General features: G+C 69.8%; 19 protein-coding genes and 1 tRNA gene. 5 read left to right on the plus strand and 15 right to left on the minus strand.

The genetic code is table 11. The features are described 5' to 3' along the window. The gene (locus tag LUM46_RS00845; protein WP_274991671.1) at positions 1–429 is read left to right on the plus strand and encodes a ribosomal maturation YjgA family protein; all 429 of its coding nucleotides are present in this window, start codon (positions 1–3) and stop codon (positions 427–429) included. On the opposite strand, the gene LUM46_RS00850 is transcribed toward LUM46_RS00845, so the two are convergent. Next, the gene (locus LUM46_RS00850) at positions 426–1,031 is read right to left on the minus strand and encodes a TetR/AcrR family transcriptional regulator (protein ID WP_274991673.1); all 606 of its coding nucleotides are present in this window, start codon (positions 1,029–1,031) and stop codon (positions 426–428) included. The two genes, LUM46_RS00845 and LUM46_RS00850, sit on opposite strands and share 4 nt — an antisense overlap. Before the next feature lie 109 nt (positions 1,032–1,140). Here LUM46_RS00850 and LUM46_RS00855 point away from each other — a divergent pair, with 109 nt between their 5' ends. Further along, positions 1,141–1,986 carry an SDR family NAD(P)-dependent oxidoreductase gene (locus tag LUM46_RS00855; protein WP_274991674.1) on the plus strand — a complete coding sequence of 282 codons (846 nt, stop codon included), beginning with the start codon at positions 1,141–1,143 and terminating at the stop codon, positions 1,984–1,986. Between the two features lie 160 nt (positions 1,987–2,146). Here LUM46_RS00855 and LUM46_RS00860 read toward each other — a convergent pair whose 3' ends face one another. The 3 genes from LUM46_RS00860 to LUM46_RS00870 are packed head-to-tail and all read right to left on the minus strand — an operon-like array spanning position 2,147 to position 3,967. Further along, on the minus strand, positions 2,147–2,497 hold the full coding sequence (locus tag LUM46_RS00860; RefSeq protein ID WP_274991675.1) for a hypothetical protein: 351 nt from the start codon (positions 2,495–2,497) through the stop codon (positions 2,147–2,149). A 16-nt stretch (positions 2,498–2,513) separates the two neighbouring features. After that, positions 2,514–3,395, minus strand: coding sequence for a nucleotidyl transferase AbiEii/AbiGii toxin family protein (locus LUM46_RS00865; protein ID WP_274991676.1), 882 nt, complete (start codon positions 3,393–3,395; stop codon positions 2,514–2,516). Beyond that, complete coding sequence (locus tag LUM46_RS00870) at positions 3,392–3,967, minus strand: type IV toxin-antitoxin system AbiEi family antitoxin domain-containing protein (protein ID WP_274991677.1); 576 nt, start codon at positions 3,965–3,967, stop codon at positions 3,392–3,394. The genes LUM46_RS00865 and LUM46_RS00870 overlap by 4 nt, the downstream gene beginning before the upstream one ends. Before the next feature lie 637 nt (positions 3,968–4,604). Between LUM46_RS00870 and LUM46_RS00875 the strand changes: the two genes are divergently transcribed. Then, the gene (locus tag LUM46_RS00875) at positions 4,605–4,952 is read left to right on the plus strand and encodes a hypothetical protein (RefSeq protein WP_274991679.1); all 348 of its coding nucleotides are present in this window, start codon (positions 4,605–4,607) and stop codon (positions 4,950–4,952) included. Between the two features lie 212 nt (positions 4,953–5,164). On the opposite strand, the gene LUM46_RS00880 is transcribed toward LUM46_RS00875, so the two are convergent. Both LUM46_RS00880 and LUM46_RS00885 read right to left on the minus strand, forming a co-directional pair. Then, a complete protein-coding gene (locus tag LUM46_RS00880) occupies positions 5,165–5,812 on the minus strand; it encodes a hypothetical protein (protein ID WP_274991681.1) in 648 nt (215 codons plus the stop codon). A gap of 60 nt (positions 5,813–5,872) precedes the next feature. Then, positions 5,873–6,403 carry an HAD family hydrolase gene (locus tag LUM46_RS00885; protein ID WP_274991682.1) on the minus strand — a complete coding sequence of 177 codons (531 nt, stop codon included), beginning with the start codon at positions 6,401–6,403 and terminating at the stop codon, positions 5,873–5,875. A 29-nt stretch (positions 6,404–6,432) separates the two neighbouring features. Here LUM46_RS00885 and LUM46_RS00890 point away from each other — a divergent pair, with 29 nt between their 5' ends. Further along, positions 6,433–7,035: a tyrosine-type recombinase/integrase gene (locus tag LUM46_RS00890; protein ID WP_274991683.1), complete on the plus strand. Its 603-nt coding sequence runs from the start codon at positions 6,433–6,435 to the stop codon at positions 7,033–7,035. 63 nt (positions 7,036–7,098) lie between these two features. On the opposite strand, the gene LUM46_RS00895 is transcribed toward LUM46_RS00890, so the two are convergent. The 8 genes from LUM46_RS00895 to topA form a co-directional block, all read right to left on the minus strand. Then, positions 7,099–7,171, minus strand: a tRNA-Thr gene (locus LUM46_RS00895). Between the two features lie 124 nt (positions 7,172–7,295). Then, on the minus strand, positions 7,296–8,837 hold the full coding sequence (locus LUM46_RS00900; RefSeq protein ID WP_274991684.1) for an alpha/beta hydrolase: 1,542 nt from the start codon (positions 8,835–8,837) through the stop codon (positions 7,296–7,298). Between the two features lie 63 nt (positions 8,838–8,900). After that, positions 8,901–9,575 carry a hypothetical protein gene (locus LUM46_RS00905; RefSeq protein WP_274991685.1) on the minus strand — a complete coding sequence of 225 codons (675 nt, stop codon included), beginning with the start codon at positions 9,573–9,575 and terminating at the stop codon, positions 8,901–8,903. Positions 9,576–9,779: 204 nt separating this feature from the next. Further along, positions 9,780–11,450 (minus strand): enoyl-CoA hydratase-related protein, encoded by a 1,671-nt coding sequence (locus LUM46_RS00910; protein WP_274991686.1) that lies wholly within the window; start codon positions 11,448–11,450, stop codon positions 9,780–9,782. 139 nt (positions 11,451–11,589) lie between these two features. Beyond that, complete coding sequence (locus LUM46_RS00915; RefSeq protein WP_274991687.1) at positions 11,590–12,726, minus strand: DNA polymerase III subunit delta'; 1,137 nt, start codon at positions 12,724–12,726, stop codon at positions 11,590–11,592. After that, complete coding sequence (tmk, locus tag LUM46_RS00920; protein WP_274991688.1) at positions 12,723–13,433, minus strand: dTMP kinase; 711 nt, start codon at positions 13,431–13,433, stop codon at positions 12,723–12,725. The genes LUM46_RS00915 and tmk overlap by 4 nt, the downstream gene beginning before the upstream one ends. Before the next feature lie 70 nt (positions 13,434–13,503). Then, entirely contained in the window at positions 13,504–13,902 is a 399-nt protein-coding gene (locus LUM46_RS00925) for a pyridoxamine 5'-phosphate oxidase family protein (protein WP_274991689.1), read from the minus strand. Between the two features lie 99 nt (positions 13,903–14,001). Then, positions 14,002–16,815, minus strand: a complete 2,814-nt coding sequence (gene topA, locus LUM46_RS00930; protein WP_274991690.1) for a type I DNA topoisomerase — start codon at positions 16,813–16,815, stop codon at positions 14,002–14,004. Positions 16,816–17,047: 232 nt separating this feature from the next. Between topA and LUM46_RS00935 the strand changes: the two genes are divergently transcribed. Further along, complete coding sequence (locus tag LUM46_RS00935) at positions 17,048–18,145, plus strand: phosphatase PAP2 family protein (protein WP_274991691.1); 1,098 nt, start codon at positions 17,048–17,050, stop codon at positions 18,143–18,145. Positions 18,146–18,238: 93 nt separating this feature from the next. Here LUM46_RS00935 and LUM46_RS00940 read toward each other — a convergent pair whose 3' ends face one another. Then, complete coding sequence (locus tag LUM46_RS00940) at positions 18,239–19,666, minus strand: S1 family peptidase (RefSeq protein WP_274991692.1); 1,428 nt, start codon at positions 19,664–19,666, stop codon at positions 18,239–18,241. Positions 19,667–19,845 lie beyond the last annotated feature (179 nt).

The raw sequence follows: 19,845 nt of genomic DNA on the forward strand, positions 1-19,845 counted from the left end.
ATGGCGGATGAGTCGAGGGACCGGCTCCGGCGTCGGGTGGTAGCGGCTCTCGCGGCCGGCATGACGGTGGCAGCAGGGCTGTCCGTGCGGTCGGTGCTCGGCGGCGACCTCGCGAAGTATGCGGGTGACGCGCTCTACGCGCTGCTGATCTTCTGGCTCGTGCTCGTGGTGGCGCCGCGCAGCCGGGCCTGGGTGGCTGCTGCGGTGGCGTTCGGGGTAAGCGTGACGGTCGAGCTCTTCCAGCTCACCGGTGTCCCCGCCGAGCTGGGCGCGCACAGCACGCTCGCGCGGCTGGTGCTCGGCACCACCTTCAACGCGCCGGACCTGCCGTTTTACGCCCTGGGTGCAGTGCTCGGGTGGGCCCTGCACCGCGCCGCCGGGGAGATCCGGTCGGCGCGACGACGCCGGCGCGCCGCGCACTCCCGCTAGGCGGAGCCCGCCAGCCCTCGCAGCGCGTGCCGGACGATCGCCCGCACGCCCTCGGGCGTGAGGTCGCCGGACCGTTCCGTCCAGCGGCGCGTGACCGGCGCGAAGATCAGGTCCACGGCCAGGTCCAGGTCGACGTCGACGTCGAGCTGGCCCACCTCCTGCGCCCGGCGCAGCCGCCGCCGCTTGAGCTCCCGCATGGGCTCGTCCAGCCGCTCGCGATAGGCCTGACCGAGCTCGGGGTCCTCGATGATCGCCGCGGTGAGACCACGCAGGGCACGGTCGAACGCGGGGTCGGCGAACTCCTCGACGGTGGCGACCAGCACGGCCGTCAGGTCTTCCTCGAGGTCACCCGTGTCAGGCAGGTCCACCGGCTCCCCCGGCCCCAGCGAGCGCTCGAGGACGGCGTCCAGCACCAGGGCACCCTTGGTGGGCCACCACCGGTAGATCGTCTGCTTGCCGACGCCGGCCCGGGCAGCCACCTTCTCGATGGTCAGCCGCGCATAGCCGAGCTCGGCGACGACGTCGAAGGTCGTGGCGAGGATCGCCGCGCGGGTGGCGGGGTTGCGACGTCGCCCGGTGGACGCCTGCTGTGCGGTCGGCATGCATGAACGATATCCCACCAAGACGAGACGTTGCGTATTGACAAAACGAGCTAGCGCTGCCATAGTCTTTAACGAGACGCACCGTCTCGCCAACTGTGAGGGGATCTCCATGAACGAACCGACCACCACCCCGCGGCGTCGCACCTGGTTCATCACCGGGGCGAGCCGTGGCCTCGGCCGTGCTTTCACCGATGCGGCCCTGGCCGCGGGTGACCAGGTCGCCGCCGTATCGCGCACGATCCGGGACGACGACCAGCGCGACGGCCTGGTCCAGATCACCGCCGACGTCCGTGACCCGGCGTCGGTCCGCGCGGCCGTCCAGCAGGCCGTCGACGCCTTCGGACGGCTCGACATCGTGATCAACAACGCCGGGACCATGTCGTACGGGTTCGTCGAGGAGTTCACCGAGGCGCAGGTCCGCGCCCAGCTGGAGACCAACTTCTTCGGCGCCGTCTGGGTGACCCAGGCAGTGGCCCCGGTGCTCCGCCGGCAACGGTCCGGCCACCTCATCCAGGTCTCCAGCATCGGCGGCCTGGCCGGCTTCGCCGGCACCGGGCTGTACAGCGCGAGCAAGTTCGCGCTGGAGGGCTTGAGCGAGGCCGTGGCGCACGAGCTCGCCGACTTCGGCGTCGACGTGACGATCGTCCAGCCGGGCGGCTACTGGACCGACCTCTACACCGCGATGGACACCGCGACACCCCTGCCCGAGTACGACGGGCTGCGCGACCACCTGGCCGCGCAGTTCGCCGAGAACAGTGTCGACAGCGACCCGAAGCGTGCCGCCGCGGCGATCCTCGAGCTCACCGCGAGCCCTCGCCCACCGCGCCGGCTGCTCCTCGGCGGCACCGCCTACGACATCGCGTTCGACGTCACCGACGAGCGGCGGCGGACCTGGAAGGAGTGGGAGGCCGTGAGCCGTGCGGCCGAGGAGCCGATCCCGGCACCGCCCGGGTAGGCCAGGGCGCAGGCCGACGGCGCGCTGTCACACAGAGGGCGGCTGTGCCGTCGGCGGGGCGGAGAACACACGCGAGGACGGGCTCGACGACGTCAGACCATCAGGCCTATCCGACACCGAATGGGCGGACGTTTCCAGATCAAAGTCGTACCTTTCAGTACTAATGGTTGGGTTCGATGCGCCAGCCGACAGCCCGGACGGCGTCAAGGATCTGGAACCGTGGTTCCGGCCACGTGTCAAGGGCTTCGGCGACGGCACCAAGTACGACGACATGCACTCCGTCTATAGCCCGCACATGCCGTATATGACCCAGCATTGCAGACTCCTGGACGACTTCGTCCGGGAGTATCTGATTCCGTGGGCACGTCAGAGCGTTCGCCCCGCAATTGACTAAGGCCATGACCGCTGCGAGATAGCCCTGGACCACCGGTGCGAAGCCGTAGGGCACGTAGTCGCTGAACTGGTCCGGCGTAGCCCACGCGAGGTCCGAGAGTTCCTCCGTGTCGGCCACGTACGCCGTGCCGCTCTTAACCTCGCAAGCCATTCGGTCGAACAGCCAGTACGGGGTCGATGAACCTCCCGATCGCGGTGAGGAGGTCGGAGAATCGTTCGGGTGCAAGTTCAGAGAGCCCGTGCTTGCGTCGCCAGGCGATGTACCGAGCCTGTGCAACCTCAGCAAACATTACTAGGTCGATCGTTTGGGCAAGAGGGGCCAGGACTACACCTCGATGTTCGGCGACCACACGCAACGACGTCCGGAGCTCGTCCGGGTCGAGCGCAATGGTTCTACCTATGGTGTAGAGGTCCACGAAGTCACGCCAGCGGGTGTTCGTCTCACCACGCGCCAGTGCGGTGACGTACTTCTCGGCGACGATCATCGCGGGCACATAGCCGCGCACGACCACGTCCTGACCGAGCATCCCCGGCAGCACGACGTCGACCGCCGGCGGTGCCACAGGGTCACCGGCCGAGAAGTCGAAGGCAATCTTCTGCCTGTCGGTGTGCAGGTTGCAGGTCATGGCGGCACGGAAGCCGGTGTAGTCGTCGTTCTCGCGAATCTCGGTGACCGTCAGCGTCTCGACGTCGTACGTCAGCCCGTCCGGCTCGTCCACTGCGATGACGGCACGGCAGACCTGGCGAACGGTGGCCTCATCCAGGCTGAGGTTACTCAACATCGCATCGATGTCCTTGGTCGGGCGACGCTCGACATACGCCGCCAGTAGGAAGCCACCCTTGAGGACGAACTTGTCTCGGTAGACGGTCCGCGTAAGCCTGTGCAGCGTGCGCTCGAGCTTGTAGAGGACAAGCGCCTCGGCGAAGTTAACGCCTTCCTCCTTGGCCACCCTCCGCAGCGCGAGATAGGTCGCTCTAGCCTGCTCAACTGTGGTGGCCGTCGCACTCTCGGTCACGTCAATATCTCCAGAGCGGTACGGAGCGGCCCCTCGGCACGGGGCAGCTGACGGGCGATGCGGAGCAGTTCGGAGGGCTGATTCCCGCGCCTAAGGAGCCAACGGCGCAACGCGGTGGTCGCTGTCTCGTAGCCCTCGTAGCCCCGCATACGAAAGGCGTCGACGACGCTTCGGGCGGGTGAGTAGATCGGAACGGCGACACCGCTGACCTGCTCGATCCTGCGCTCCAGATAGAACGTCTCGGCGTCGAACGATCGCCATGCGACTCGCGTAGCCAGCACCGGTTTGTGTGCGCCGCGCGGGAGGGCGAGGTCGTACGCCGCTGGGATATCGTCCACCAGGTCGTACTGGGCCAGGGCGCTCGTGAGGCAGATCGTCGCTCGCGGAGACCTGGTGACGATCTCGATCAGATCAGGATCCCCCACCTCGGTATCCGTCGGCTGGTACCACCCGCGCGCGATCTGAGCAACAAGGCCGGTATCCACCCAGGCGCGCAGCGTCCGCGCGTTGATCCCTTGAGCGCGCGCCTCAGCAGTACGGAACGGACCGCGTTGAGCGAGTAGATCGTGCACCGGGGCCTTCCTGGAGCGGGTGGGTCAAACTCTCTACAGATAACCTTAGATGTAGAGAGTTTGATCCGCAGCTCGGCGGCGACGCATGCAGAAGGCCCGAAACCACTGAGGTTCCGGGCCTTCTGCTGGCTGAGCCGCCTGTCAGAATCGAACTGACGACCTTCTCATTACGAGAACGTCCCGGAGGCCTGCGGGCCGCTTCTCCGGCTTGGTTTCGCGTGCATGTGGTGCGCTCGAACTACACGACCGCTCGTCGGGGGTGCGCGGGGGGTGCACGAATTCGGGGCTGTCGTCGCAGGTCTGTGACCCAACATGCTCCTACTTCGGGGCCCCTGTTCCTCCGTCATCCGTTGGCGCGGGGCACGTCTCGGACATCGGTTCTGCCGTCAGTGCAACAGGTCCCGCTCATCGGGCGTCGGTGCGGTGGTGCTGGGTGTCGGCGGGGCCTGTTGCGCTGGCGGCGGGTTCGGTGTCAGGGTCCCGATCAAGCCAATGGATGACGGAGGAACAGGGGCACCGCGGCTCCCTCGATCCTCTTGATTCCCGGGTGCCCGCCGGAGGCACTTGGTGGGTGCGTCTCGGAGGGTTTCCTGGGAGCGGCGGTGAGCTGTGCTGGCACTGTGTCTACAGTTCGGCCATGGCATCCAGCGACGCTGACTTCGAGCTCTACGCCATCATGACGAGCACGGCGCATCAGGTCCTTGCTTCGAGTGATCCGTACTGGGTCGGCATCGACGGCATGGACGAGATTGCCGCTGACGAAGTCATGTTCGATGCCGAGCACGGCGCGGCGGCATATCTCCTGTGGGCGAACCTGACCGACATCAATGATGATCCGCGGATCGACGGCGACCGTGCGCTCTGCGAGGACCGGCTAAGGATGGCTGCTGGCGAGTGGCTGGAACTGGACCTCGCTCGCCCGGAGGCGATCGAGCGCTATTTCAGGCGTTGGCACGACCCGATGGAGCCGGTGGACGCCCAGTAGTCAGGCAGTCGGACGCGAGCTGCACAACGAGAGACGGTCTCGACCACTGAGTCGGGACCGTCTTCGTCATGTTCCGGGCCGGTAGGCCGTCGGGGTGCGGTGGGGTGCGCGCAGGGCGCGAAGCGCCCGGAGCGCGGGGCCCCATCGCGGGCCCCCGCCGGCCGCACGGCCCAGCGCGCCGCAGGCGCGCCTTGAGCCAGTAAAGAAAGTCCTCACGGGGCTGGCGGCAGCCTCCGCTTACACCGGACCAGGTGAGTACCCCCGCGTCCCTTTCGAACCGTGACTTCATACTCTGCGCCAGACTCGCGGCGCACGAAGCACATGGTCGCAGTGGGCCCTTCTGTCTCGATCGACTGGAGGATGAAGTCGGCGTCTTGCACCTCGTAACGGGTAGCGAGCCGCCAACGAGCAGCGTGTGTCGCCTCCTCCTCACTGATCGTGAGGTCCTCGCCGTCGGTATCGCGCCACCTTGCGGCAAGACGTTTGCCCATCTCTTCGATCAGCTTGCCGACCCCATATGCAACTGCGGCATCGTAGAACGTGCTACCTACGTGTGCGAGGTACTCGACCGATGCCCCGCTGGCGCCCCACTCGACGCTCTTCCGGCTCTCACGAAGAATGATGGCCGGGCCTTCGGACCGGGGATCCGACGCACGTTCGATCGCGTGATCAAGCCAGCCCCGCTTCCACGCTGTGCCATCTGCTTGGATCGCGACCCATTCGTCGCCTTGCACCTTGTCGAAGTCATCCACCGGAACGAAAGTGATCCCGACCCTGTCTGCCCGGTCCTCTTCGGGGTCAAAGTCGAACTCCGACTCGGGGTCGAAGGCTGCCTCGGCGTTACGGTCGCTTTTTTCCATAGAGGAAGAATGGCGGTTGCACTCCGGTTTGGCGACCGGTCCAGCCTGCTTGCTGTCGAGTCAGGCTCTCTGAGTGGCGAGACTGCTCATGTCAGCAACAAGGGCGTTAGCACCGGCAACTCGAAGTTCAGTACCACGACGCGGTGTCTTTGCATAGCCGATGCACGGAACAGCAGTCGCCCGCGAGACTTGGACGTCGGATACGGAGTCTCCGATGAACACGGCACGTCCAGGTTGGACCTGGAGGAGTCGCAGCGCTTCGTCAACGGTGTACGTATTGGGCTTCATGAGGTTGGGCCTATGTACTGGTCGGCCGACAACAGCAACCACGTAGGGTGAGAGCACCCAACGTTCCAGGTAGGCACGGATCGCAACTTCGGCATTGTTGCTGACGATCACTACCGGCTTGCCGCCCTGGTGGCAGCGAGCCAGCAAGTCATGTGTACCGTGCGTCGGCTCGGCTGTGAGTGCGGCGGCGGTCTCGGCGTCGTCACAGAGGGCTTCGACTTCGCCCAGCGCCTGGGGTGCGCTGGTGGCGGTCCACCGCAGGACGGCGAGGTGATCGCTAGTCGTGCCGATGCGGTCGTCCATCGCAATGTTGCGCGCGAGCAGTGGACGAGATGGACCCGTTCACTGAGAGCGGGCTGGAGGCGGCCTACCTGACCTGGCGGATGAAGGACGAACGTCTGGCTGACGTCCTGCTCGTGATGGGCTGGACGGGTCTGCGCTGGGGCGAGGTACGTTCGATGCAGGTGGCGAACTTCGTCGAGGTCCCGACCCCGGGTCTGATGGTGCGTCGCAGCCAGCCCGAGGGCTCGCCGGCCAAGGCCACCAAGGGCCGGTCGATGCGTCGTGTCCCGCTCGCAGATCGCGTGCTGTCGATCGTGCAAGAGCTGGCGGACGGCCGGACGCCACATGATCTGCTGTTCACGTCGTCGGGCGGGTCGCAGCTCTGGTGCACGGCTACCGTTCGGACTCTCGCCTGGGAGACGACCGGTCAGGGCCGACGCCTGCACGACCTGCGGCACACGGCCGTGTGCCTCTGGCTGTCCCGTGGTGTGGAGCCTGGGACGGTGCAGGCGTGGTGCGGACACGAGTCGATCGCGACCACGAACCGGTACCTGCACTTCCTCGGGACCGACGCCGACAAGGCGGGCCTGAACAAGCTGAATGACGGCCTGGGGAGCGCGGGGGGTGCACGAGATGAGCGCAACGGCGCGTAGGACGCAAGAAACCCCGCCCCACCTCGGCACATATGGCCTGGTGGGACGGGGTTTCCATGGCGGAGCCGCCTGTCAGAATCGAACTGACGACCTTCTCATTACGAGTGAGATGCTCTACCGACTGAGCTAAGGCGGCGTGCGCACCGCGAGCCGGTACGAACCGGATCGGTGAGCGGCCCTCACTGTACCCAATGGAAGGCCCAGGTTTCAAAGTGAAACCGTGTGACGTCCTCGACCCGTGGGATCCGGGCTCCGGACGGTCAGCAGGCGAGGCCGTCCTCCGGCACCTTGCCCTCCACCAGGTAGTCCTCGACCGCCGTGCTGATGCAGGTGTTGGACCGGCCGTACGCCGTGTGCCCCTCACCCTCGTACGTCACCAGGGTGCCCGACGAGAGCGTCTTCGCGAGCGACTCGGCCCAGCGGTACGGGGTGGCGGGGTCGTTGGTGGTCCCGACCACGACGATGGGCGGTGCGCCCTTCGCCGCAGGGTCGAACTTCTGCTTGGCCGGCGGGTACGGCCAGTCGGTGCACTCGATGCCGGAGTACCCGAACGACTCGCCGAGGGTGGGCGCCGCCGCCTCGATCTCGGCGGCGAGCTGCTGCATCTTGGCCATGTCCTCCTCGGCGCGGGAGTCGGCGCAGTTGATCGCGCGGAACGCCTCCTCGCTGTTGGACTTGAACGTGCCGTCCTCGTTGCGGTCGTTGTAGACGTCCGCCAGGTAGAGCAGGTCGTCGCCGGTGCCCTCCCACAGGACCTCCTGCAGGGCCTGCGTGAGGAACGACCAGGATCCCTCGTCGTACATCGTCACGGCCACGCCGTAGAACGCGAGCTTCTTCGTCACGGAGCGCCCGGACGACGTCGGGATCGGGTTGGGTTCCGCGTCCTCGACGATCGACTGGATCTGCTGCAGACCGCTGTCGACGTCACCGGTGAGCGGGCAGCTGCTGCCCGCCTGGCAGTCGGTCACGTACGCGCGCAGAGCGCTCTCGAAGCCCTCGGCCTGCTGCAGCGCCACCTCGTCCGAGCCCAGCGTCGTGTCGAGCGCGCCGTCGAGCACCAGCCGCCCGGTCCGCTTCGGGAACAGCCCCGCATAGGTGGCCCCGAGCTGGGTGCCGTAGGAGAAGCCGAGGAAGTTGAGCTTGTCGTCACCGAGCGCGCCCCGGAGCATGTCCATGTCGCGCGCGGCGGACTGCGTGTCCACGTGCTCCAGGAGCGGACCGGTGTTCTCGGCACACGCCTGGCCCCAGTCCCGGACCGCGTCCTTCCGGGCGGCCAGCCCTTCCTCCGTGTACGGGAAGTCGGTGCTGAGGAACTCGTCCTTGCCCGCGTCGTCGTAGCACTTCACGGGCGTCGACTGCCCCACCCCGCGGGGGTCGAAGCCCACGATGTCGAACGACGAGCGCAGCGACTGCCCGAACCGCGCCGGGTCACCCACGAAGTCCACGCCCGAGCCGCCCGGCCCGCCCGGGTTGACCAGCAGCGATCCCACCTTCTGCCCCGAGGCGGGAATGCGCTTGAGCGCGATCTCGATGCTGCCGGACCCAGCGTCCTGCCAGGAGAGCGGCGCGGAGGCGGTGGCGCACTGGAAGCCCTCGCCACAGTCGGTCCACTCCAGCGACTGGCCGTAGTAGTCCTCGAAGCCTTTCGGCGCACCCACCGTCGCCGAGCCGTCCGACTTGCCCACGTCCTCCAGCGCCGTCTGCACCTTGGGCGGTGCACCACAGGCGGCGAGCAGGAGAACGGTGGTGAGCAGCGTGGCGACGACGGCCGCGGGCTGACGACGGCGGGCGGGGCGAATCACCCGCACAACCTATCGGTTGTGCTGGGTAGATTTCTTACCCGTTGGCGAACCGACACGCGACCCTCACGAGTCGAGCCACGCCACCGGTCCCGGCTCGCCCTCTGCGGGGCGGGGCTCGAGCTCGACCGTGCCCTTGTCGCCCAGCACGACCGGTACGGGCTCGCCGGTGTCAGCCTCCGCCGGCACCTCGACCACCGTGGTCGTGGGCACGAAGTCCATGGTGCAGATGCCGTCGCTCGGCGGCACGAGCTGCACGGTGAGCACGCCGTTCTCCGCGTCGACCCCACCCCTCTTGCCGCCCGAACCGAGGGTCGCCTCCGGCTCCGCGAACGTGGGGCACGAGCTGGACCCGTTCGTCACGACGTACAGCAGGCCCTCCACGGGCGCCCAGGCCGCACCGACCGTCGAGCTGGTGCTGCCCTCCAGGCCCGGCGGCAGACCGCGTCCGGAGTTCCCTGCCGCGACCTCCATGTCGGCGGCCTGCGGCAGCCTGCCGTCCTTGCCCGCTCCGCCGGTCTCACCCGTGTCATCCGTCGGGCCAGGGCTGGTCATGTCGCTCTCCTCCGGTGAAGGGGACGTGGTGGCGCTCGAGTCCGCCGCCTCGGAGCCCCCGACGTCGGACTGTGCGCACCCCGACAGCGCGAGCGCCGCCGTCACGCCGAGGCCCAGGGCCGCCGCGCCAGCACGTACCAGAGGTCGTGCCGTCGCACCGGATCGGTCCATCCGCCTGATGTTCATGCCCAGATCCTTCCACTCGCCTGACACCACCGGGTGTGCGTCGCAGGGTTGCGACGCCTCCACCCTGGTCATGTGGCGGGCGACACGTGTCTTGCACCACACCCCATGATCCATGACATGTCAGGTGACCGGCGGCCCGAGCCACCGGTCACCCGATCTGCCACCGATCATCCGCGTTCGCGCGACATCACGCGCGTCGGCGGCTCACACGCGGGCGGTGGAGAAGCGAAGCTTCTCGGGGGTGGAGTCGGCCGCCGTCTTGCGCAGGAAGGCGCGGCGGTGCACCGAGAAGGCGTTGCGGTCGTCGAAGAAGTCGCGCGCCATCTCGGCCAGCTCGATCGTCTGGTAGTACGACAGCGGCCGGTCCGTGGCCCGGCGCTCCGCACGGGCGGCGAGCATCCAGCCGAGCGTGGCCGGCTCCTCGTACCCCTGGGCGGCCGACGACAGCCAGGTGTTGAACTCGCCCCACTCCCGCGGCCCGACGGCGCTGATCAGCCCGATGCGTGCTGCCTCGGCCACCGAGATCGGCAGCTTGCGGTTCAGGAGCAGCGATGCACGGTGCTCTCCGACGCGCGCCGGGACGCTCCAGGAGTGCAGCTCGGAGCCGTAGATCCCCATGTCGTAGTACGGGTTGAGGACGACGCCCTCGCGGGCGAGGGTCACGTCGGCGCAGAGCCCCGCCATGACGCCGCCCGCACCGGCGTTCGCGGTGAACGCGGCGACGGTGAGCTGCTCGGCGGTCGCGATGGCGAGGCACAGCTCGTCGATGGCGCAGATGTTGTCCCAGGCCTCGGCGGCCGGGTCCGGCGACGCGTCGATGGTGCCCAGGTGGATCCCGTTGGAGAACGCGTGCTCGGTCCCCTTGATGACGAGCACCCGCGTGTCCTCGGTGAGGGCCTTCTCGACCGCGCTGGTCAGGCGGCGGCACTGCTCCGTGTACATCGCGCCGCTGTACGAGCGGATCGTCAGGTACCCGACCGCGCCGTCCCGCACGTAGGTGGTCTCCGCCAGGGCGTCCGGGACGCGGCGGAACGGCGCGCCGTTCGCGTCGATCACCTGGGCGGCCGGGAGCTTGGCACCGCGACGTCCGCTGAGCTCGGCGGCGTAGCCGACCCAGAGCGTGCCGACGCCGCAGGCGATCGCCACGGCGTCGAGGTTGCGGCCGACCACGGTGCCGGGCGCGGCACCGGTGTGCTCCGGCGACGCGACGGCGTCGAACACGCAGACCGACCGGCCGTTCACGCCGGCGGGAGCGCCGGGGGCGCCGTCGGCCGCCGCGACGAGCCGCTCCAGCTCGGTCGCGGGACGGCTCCAGTCGATGCGGAAGTCCTCCCGGCGCAGCAGCGGCAGCTCGCCGTCGACGGGCACGATCCGCAGGCAGGCCTCCGCCGGGATCGGCCGCTCGCCGTCGGCCACCTTGCGCACCACCTCGCCGATACAGGCCATCGCGGCGTCCGCGACGCGGCTGTTGTAGAGCGCGCTCTTGGCGATCGGCTGGTCGGGCATGTCGAACACCGCCGTGGCCCACACGGGGCCGGCATCCAGCTCCTCCACCGCGGACAGGGCGGTGACGCCCCAGCGGTCGCGGCCGTCCCGGATCGCGTGGTCCAGCGACGAGGGCCCACGGTCGCCGACGGGACCGGGGTGCACGATGACCGTCGGCCACCGCTCGTAGATCGTGTCCGGCACGCGGTGCTTCAGGAACGGGCACAGGATCAGGTCGGGGTCGGCACGTTCGACGGCCCGCGTCATGGCGGCACCCGACTCGAACGTCGGGGCCAGCTCGACGCCGACGTCGTGCCCCTGTTCCCTCAGGGAACACCAGACCCGCTGGGTGAGACCGTTGAAGGCTGAGACCAGCAGGAGGATCCTCATCAGGCGGTGGACTCCTTGTCGCACGAAAAAGCTCTGGGGGCGTCCCGCAGCCTAACCATGGACGCCAACCGGGACAATCTGCCTTGGCGCTTCAACTTCACCCGTGCGAAATCTTCACACGGGCGGACCCGCGCGCCGGTCACCCCTGCGGGCGCAGGGCTATCGTCATCGCCTCGAGCGCGAGCAGCGGAGCGACGTTGCCGGCCAGACGGGTGCGCGCCACACCTATCGAGTCCATCCGCCGCACCGTCTGCTCCGGGGTGGAGTCTGCGGCCAGCGAGCGCACGGTCTCGGCGAGCTCCGCGTTCACCAGGTCGACCTCCGCGCCGAGCTGCACCACGAGCACGTCCCGGTAGAGGGAGAGCAGGTCGACCATGGCACGGTCGAGCACGTCGCGCTGGTGCCGTGTGGCGCGCCGCTTCTGGTCGTCCTCCAGCTGCTTGAGCTGGGAACGCAGGCGCGGCGGCAGCGTCTCGCCGTCGGCCACGCCCAGCCCGCGCATCAGCTCGGCCTTCTCCGCCGCGTCCCGCTCCTGGGTGGCCGACACGGCCTCCGCCTTCGCCACGTCCACGAGCTCGCCCGCCGCGACCACCGCGTCCCCGACACCGCGGATGCGCCGCGCGATGCTCAGCACGGCGGTACGTCGTTCGCGCGCGCCGGCGTCACGGGCCAGCCGCTTCGCCAGGCCGACGTGGCTCTGCGCCGCGCGGGCAGCGCTCAGGGCGACCGCAGGATCGGCTCCGTCACGCCGCACCAGCAGGTCGGCGACCGCCTGCGGCGGCGGCACACGCAGCACCACGGCGCGGCAGCGGGACCGGATGGTCGGCAGCACGTCCTGGACCGACGGCGCGCACAGCACCCAGACGGTGTGCGGTGGCGGCTCCTCGATGGTCTTGAGCAGCACGTTGGTGGTGCGCTCCGCCATACGGTCGGCGTCCTCGATGATGATCACGCGCCACCGTCCGCCCGACGGCGACCGGGACGCGGTCATGATCAGGCCCCGCACCTCGTCGATGGTGATGACCACCTTCTCCGTGGCCAGCAGCGTCACGTCCGGATGGGTGCCCGCCATGGTGGTGGTGCACGCCTGGCACGTGCCGCAGCCGCCCTGGGGGCACTGCAGCGCCGCCGCGAACGCGCGGGCCGCGACGGAGCGGCCGGACCCCGGCGGACCGGTCACCAGCCACGCGTGCGTCATCGCCACCGGGTTCGCCACGGCTCCCTGGAGCGCCGCGACGGCATGCTCCTGCCCGACGACGTCGTCCCACACCGTCATGAACGGTCCTCGCCGGCGGCCTCGGTGGCTCCGCCGACGTCGGCCAGGTTGCTGGCCTCCGTCACCACCGGAGTGAGGCCGAGCCGGGCCGAGACGTCCACCCGGATCTGCGCCTGGATGTCGTCGACCGGCGCCCTCGCGTCGATGATCACCCAGCGGTCGGGGTCGGCAGCGGCGCGCTGGAGAAACGTGTCCCGTACCCGGGTGTGGAACTCGAGGCCGGCTCGCTCCAGACGGTCCAGCGCGCCCTTGCCCTCGGCCTTGGCGCGGCGGGCCGCCGCGGCGCCGGGCTCGAGGTCCAGCAGGACGGTGACGTCGGGCCGCAGGCCCTTCGTGGCCCACAGGGACAGGTGCTCCACCTCGTGGCCGGGCAGGTCCCGGCCACCCGACTGGTACGCGACGGACGAGTCGAGGTAGCGGTCCGTGACCACCACCGCGCCACGCTCCAGGGCCGGCCGGACGACCGTCTCGACGTGGTGGGCGCGGTCTGCCGCATAGATCAGCGCCTCGGCGCGCGGGCCCATGTCCTGGCCGTGCATGACCGCGGCCCGCAGCTCCTTGCCGAGCGCGGTGCCACCCGGCTCGAACGTGAGCACGACCTCGCGGCCGGTCAGGTCGGCCAGCCAGTCGCCGAGGAGGCGGGACTGTGTCGACTTGCCGACGCCCTCGCCGCCCTCGAAGGAGATGAAGTAGCCCGGTGCGTTCACGCCGCAACCCTAACCGCGCCCACCGACATCGACCGGCCGGCGTGTGCACCGGGCCGGCGCCCGAACCGGGTCAGCGGCGCAGCCTGCGGCCGGTCACCCGCGTGGGCGTGATGCGCACCCAGGTGTCCCGGGTGTCGTCCAGGTAGCTGACCAGGTTGGTCGCCTCGGCCGCTGCGATGTCGGCGTCGTTCTCCAGGATCTCCGCGGTGCCCTTCACGACCACGCTGTACGCGATCTCGGGACCCCACTGGTCGACCTCGAAGGCGACCTTCTCGTTGATCGCGACCTCCGCGACCTTGGTGCCGGGGATCGTGTGGAAGTAGATGTTCCGGTCCGCCGTGGCGAAGTTCAGCGGGAAGATCTCGGGCTCTCCGGCGACGGCCGTACCGAGCCGCCCGATGGGCTGCATCGAGAGGAACTCCCAGCACTCGTCCTCGGTCATCGGCGTGATCTGCTCGTTGACGTCCATGCGTCCATCGTGCGCTCGGCGCGCACGGCTCGCTTGGCGAGAAGGCCTGGTCCGACGGGTCGGACGTGCAGGTCACCGCAGCGACCCGCACGACCGACGCTACTTCGAGCTCGACGCCTTCTTGGCCGGTGCCTTCTTGGCCGGTGCCTTCTTCGCGGCGGGCTTCTTGGCCGCGGCGGTGCGCGTCGTGCGCTTCTTCGCCGGGCCCTGGGCGCGCTTCTCCGCGAGCAGCTCGATGGCCTGCTCCGCGGTGACCGACTCCGGCGTGACGTCGCGCGGCAGCGTGCGGTTGGTCTCACCGTCGGTCACGTACGGGCCGAAGCGGCCGTCCTTGACCTGGATCGGCTTGCCGCTGTTCGGGTCGTCCCCGAGCTCCTTCAGCGGCGGCGTCGCCGTCCGACCGCGGCCCCGCTTGGGCTGCTTGTAGATCTCCAGCGCCTCGTCGAGGGTGACCGTGAACATGGCCTCCTCGGACGGCAGGGTGCGCGAGTCCGTGCCCTTCTTCAGGTACGGGCCGTAGCGCCCGTTCTGCGCGGTGATCTCGTCACCCGACTCCGGGTCCACGCCCACCACGCGCGGCAGCGACATGAGCTGCAGGGCGTCCTCCAGCGTCACCGAGTCGAGGGCCTGCGACTTGAGCAGCGACGCGGTCTTGGGCTTGGGCAGAGCAGCCAGCGCCCGCTTCTTCGCCGCGGCCGACAGGCCGGGGTCGAGGTCCGGCTCGGGCAGCTGCTCCGTGACGTACGGGCCGTACCGGCCGTTCTTCGCCACGATCGGGTTGCCCGTCTCGGGGTGCGTGCCGAGCACACGGCCGTCGTCCGCCCCTGCCGCGAGCAGCTCACGCGCCTTGGCGACGGTCAGCTCGTCGGGCGCGACGTCGTCGGGCACGGAGGCGCGGGGCGGGGTCTTGCCCTCCTCGACCTCGGCCGCGAGGTCCTCGAGGTACGGGCCGTACCGGCCCACCCGCACGCGGATGCCCTCGCCGATCTCGACGGAGTTGATCGCCGCGGCGTCGATCTCACCGAGGTTCTCGACGAGCGCACGGAGGCCGCCGCCGTCGCTGTCCACACCGAGCGCATCGGACGTGCCCATGTTGCCCGGGGCCTCGCCGAAGTAGAACTCCTTGAGCCACGCGACCCGTTCCCGCGACCCGGCGGCGATCTGGTCGAGGTCGGCCTCCATCGTGGCCGTGAAGTCGTAGTCGACCAGCCGGTCGAAGTGCTCCTCCAGCAGGCGGACCACCGCGAACGCGAGCCAGGTCGGCACCAGCGCCTGGCCGCGCGTGATCACGTAGCCGCGGTCCTGGATGGTCGAGATCGTCGCGGCGTACGTGGACGGGCGGCCGATCCCCCGCTCCTCCAGCGCCTTGACCAGCGAAGCCTCCGTGTACCGCGCGGGCGGCGACGTCGAGTGGCCGTCGGCGGCGAGGTCGGTCCCGACCAGCGCGTCGCCCTCGGACATCGTCGGCAGACGCGTCTCCTTCGCCGCGGCGGCGCCGTCGGCCGCCTCGACGTCGACGTCCGCGCTCTCCTCGTAGGCCGCGAGGAACCCGCGGAACGAGATCACCGTGCCCGACGCCGAGAACACCGCCTCGTTGCCGTCCTGCTCGCCGCCGCTGATGACCGCGCCGAGCCGGACGGATGCCGTCGAGCCCTTCGCGTCGGCCATCTGCGACGCGACCGTGCGCTTCCAGATCAGCTCGTACAGACGGAACTGGTCGCCGCTCAGCTCACCGGCGACCTGCGCGGGCGTGCGGAACGAGTCACCCGCCGGGCGGATCGCCTCGTGCGCCTCCTGGGCGCCCTTCGACTTGGACTGGTAGAGCCGGGGAGCACCGGGTACGTACTCGGGGCCGTACAGCTCCGCGGCCTGACGGCGTGCGGCGTTCGTTGCCTCCGCCGACAGCGAGGGGCTGTCGGTACGCATGTACGTGATGTAGCCGTTCTCGTACAGGCCCTGCGCGGTACGCATCGCCTGGCGCGACGACATCCGCAGCTTGCGGCCCGCCTCCTGCTGCATGGTGGAGGTGGTGAACGGCGCCGCCGGGCGGCGCGTGTACGGCTTGGTCTCCAGGCTGCGGACCGAGAAGTCGGCGGTCTCGAGCCCGGCGACGACGGCGTGCGCCGTCGCCTCGTTCAGCTGCACGACGCCGGTGCGGACCTTGAGCCGTCCGCGGTCGTCGAAGTCGCGGCCGGAGGCGACCTTCTCGCCGGCGAGCTGGGTGAGCCGGGCGCGGAAGGACGGCTGCCCGGAGGCGCCGCCGTCGTCGTCCGCGACCGCGAAGGTGCCCGCCACGTCCCAGTAGTCCGCTGAGACGAACGCCATACGCTCGCGCTCCCGCTCGACGACGAGACGCGTCGCCACCGACTGCACGCGGCCCGCGGACAGACCTTGCCGCACCTTGCGCCACAGCACCGGGGAGACCTCGTAGCCGTACAGGCGGTCGAGGATGCGCCGGGTCTCCTGGGCGTCCACGAGGTCCTGGTCCAGCTCGCGCGTGTTCTCCAGGGCCCGGAGGATCGCGTCACGGGTGATCTCGTGGAACACCATGCGCTTGACCGGGACCTTGGGCTTGAGCTCCTGGATCAGGTGCCACGCGATGGCCTCGCCCTCGCGGTCCTCATCGGTCGCGAGGAAGAGCTCGTCGGCGTCCTTGAGCGCCTTCTTGAGCTCGCTGACCTTCTTCTTCTTGTCCGCGTGGACCACGTAGTACGGGTCGAACCCGTTGTCCACGTCGACGGAGAACTTGCCGTACGGGCCCTTCTTCATCTCCGCCGGCAGGTCCTTGGGCTGCGGGAGGTCGCGAATATGCCCGACGCTGGCTTCGACCTCGTAGTCGTCGCCGAGGTAGCTCTGGATCTTTCGAGCCTTCGTGGGCGACTCCACGATCACGAGCTTGCGTGCCTGGGACATCCGGTCCTGCCTGCTTCCTGCGGGGTCTGGGGGAGGGCGTCGAGCGCCGCTGGAGAGTTCACGGTACGCCAGACACGACGGCTCGCACCCTATCCGGGCCGAAAGCCGGATGCCGGGCGGTCTCGCATGACCGTGGTGATTTTCACTCGTGGCGTGATGAACGACGCGTTGAACAACGGAGCGTCACACCGGACACACGGTCTCTTCAGGCCGTTCCCCTACGGTTGAGCCTATGACGGACCAGACCCTCCCGCTGCCCGACCATCCGCAGCCCGCGCACGGCCGCGTCGTCGGCACGGCCAAGGGGTACACGCCGCCCGCCGGGCCGGCGCCCAAGGTCCGTAGGCCCCGCCGCGCCCCCCGCCCGGCCCCGCTCCTGAGAGAGCCGCTCCCGGCGAGCCCGCGCCCGCCGTCGGGCGAGCCGCACGAGCCGGACCGGACCAGCACCAGCAACGAGTCCGGTCCGCGAACAGCCGGGCTCCGGCCCCGGCTGGCGCCCCGCATCACCGCCGGGATCGTGGCGGCGCTCGCGCTGTGGGCCGTGTGGGCCACGTGGGACACGTTCGTCGTGTCACCGGTCGGCCAGCGCGCGGACCAGCTCGCGCTCGACGGCGCCGCCCGCGGCCAGGGCGTGCTCTGGGAGCTGGCCGAGCCGGTGCTCGGGGTGGTCTCGAACACGTTCATCGGCCTGGGCCTCGCGGCCGCCGTGGTCCTCGCGCTGGCCCGCGGGCGCTGGTGGCTCGCCGCACAGGTGGCGATCCTCGTGGCCGGGTCCAACCTCACCACGCAGGTGCTCAAGCACGCGGTCCTCGACCGGCCGGCGCTGCTCGACGTCCCGCGCGCCGACATCAACACCCTGCCCAGCGGGCACACGACGGTCGCCGCGTCCATCGCGGCAGGTCTCCTCATCGCGGTCCCCCGGCGCTGGCGTCCCGTCGTGGCGGTGGCCGGTGCCGTCTACACGGGGGCCACCGGCGTGTCGACGCTGGTCGGACAGTGGCACCGGCCCTCCGACGTCGTCGCCGCCATCCTCGTGGTGCTCGCCTGGGGTGCGGGTGTGTGCCTGCTGAGCTCGTCCTCCTCGCTGGACGCGCCGCAGGACGGCCGGGACCGCGGGACGTCGGGCGCGGCCGGGCTGCTCCTGCTCGGCGCGGTGGGCACCGGAGCTCTCGCGGTCGGCGCGCTCGGCAGCGTGCGGGGCGACGGCTGGGGCCTCCCGCTGGGTGGTGACCTCACCGCGTACATGGGCGGGATGCTCGGCGTCGTCGCGGTGACCCTCGCCTCGTTCGCGCTGCTGCTCCTCGTGCGGCAGTCGACGGCGCGGCCCTGAGCCGGTCGAGTGCACACACCGGACACCGGACGTCAGACGCCCAGGTCATCGGGTGACCTGGGCGCCTGACGTCACGTGCTCACGCGGGGGCCGTCACGGGGTGGTGTAGCCGCCCGTGTACGAACCCGAGCCGGAGTACGCGTGGACGACCCAGCGGTACGTGCCCGACGTGCCCGTGTAGCGCACGTTCTCGTCGGACGAGGCCGTGATGCCCTGGGCCACCGTGGTCCAGGAGCCGCCGCTCGCCTTCTGCAGGTAGAGGTCGAAGTCGGTCCCGGTCGGCCCGTCGAGGCAGCCCGTGATGGTGCCGGACAGCATGGAGAACCCGGTGGTACCCGGCTTCGCCGCCTGGCCACCGGAGCTCAGGGAGCCGCTGAACGCGGTCCGCTGGCTCGCGCAGCCCGGGGGCGGCGTCGTGCCACCGCCACCACCGGTGATCAGCGAGACGCCCGCCGCACTGAGGGCCTCGCCGACCGGCTGGAAGTAGGTGGTGCCGCCGGAGGAGCAGTTGCCCGAACCGCCGGAGGTCAGGCCCTGGGCCTGCGAGCCCGCGAGCAGCGAACCACCGGAGTCACCCGGCTCGGCGCACACGTTGGTCCGGATCAGGCCCGACACGGTGCCCTGGGGGTACGTGACCGACGAGTTCAGGGCCTGGATGGTGCCGCAGTGCCAGCCGGTCGTGGAGCCCGAGCGGCAGACCGTGGAACCGACGGCGGCCGCGGTCGAGCCCGCGACGTTCACGGTGCCGCCGTTGTAGTTGTTGACGGCGCCCACGGGGGTGTCGTCGGTGCCGGTGTTCACGTAGGCGTAGTCGTTGCCGGGGAACGAGGACACCTGGAAGGTGCCGCTCGGCTGGCTGGTGGTGGCACCGCGCGAACCGCAGTGGCCGGCGGTGACGAAGCCGCCCGTGGCCGAGAACCCGACCGAGCAGCGCGAACCACCGATGTAGTAGGCGTTGCCACCGACCACGTTGATCAGGGTGCGCGGCATCTCGGCCACCTCGACGACGGAGACGGAGCCCGCCGAGACACCCGCCTGCCGGACGGCGGCGGCGACGGCGCCCTTCGCCCCCTTGGCCACCTCCATGACCACCGAGTTCGACTCGACGTCCACGTACGTGGCGGCGACCTTGGCCCGGGGCGCGGCGCGGTAGGCCTTGGCGGCCAGCCGGTCGAGCTGGCTCAGCGACTTGTCGACGGTGACTGCCTTGGCACCGGCGGCACGGACCTCGGCGGCTCCGGCCTTGTCGGTGACGGCGACGAACAGCTCGTCGCCGTCCACCCACGCCCCCGCGTAGCCCCTGTCGAGGGTCTTGATGATGGTGTGCTGCTTCTCGGACAGCGACTCGTCCGTCTTGAGGCGGTCCACCGCCTGTGCGGTGGTGAGGCCGAGGTCGCGCTCCATCGCGGCGACCATGCCCGGGGCGTACCCGTCCACCTCGGGCCTGTCGGAACCGGCGGCAGTGCCTGCGGTAGCAGCGGTGATGCTGGCGGCGAGGAGCGTCGCAGCGGCTGTAGCCACGGTGATCGCTCTGAAGGATGTGCGTCTCATGTCCAGCGACTCCTTGTCGTCGGGGCAATGAATTCACCCAGTGCGGCACAGCGTAGGGTCGCTTCCAGGGAACTCCCAGATACCGATTTGGACATATCGGCGCAATATGCGGGCATCCCGAGAGGCGGGTAGGGAATGCCCCTACCCGC

The organism is Promicromonospora iranensis (assembly GCF_028994805.1).
GTDB classification, from domain to species: Bacteria; Actinomycetota; Actinomycetes; order Actinomycetales; family Cellulomonadaceae; genus Promicromonospora; species Promicromonospora iranensis.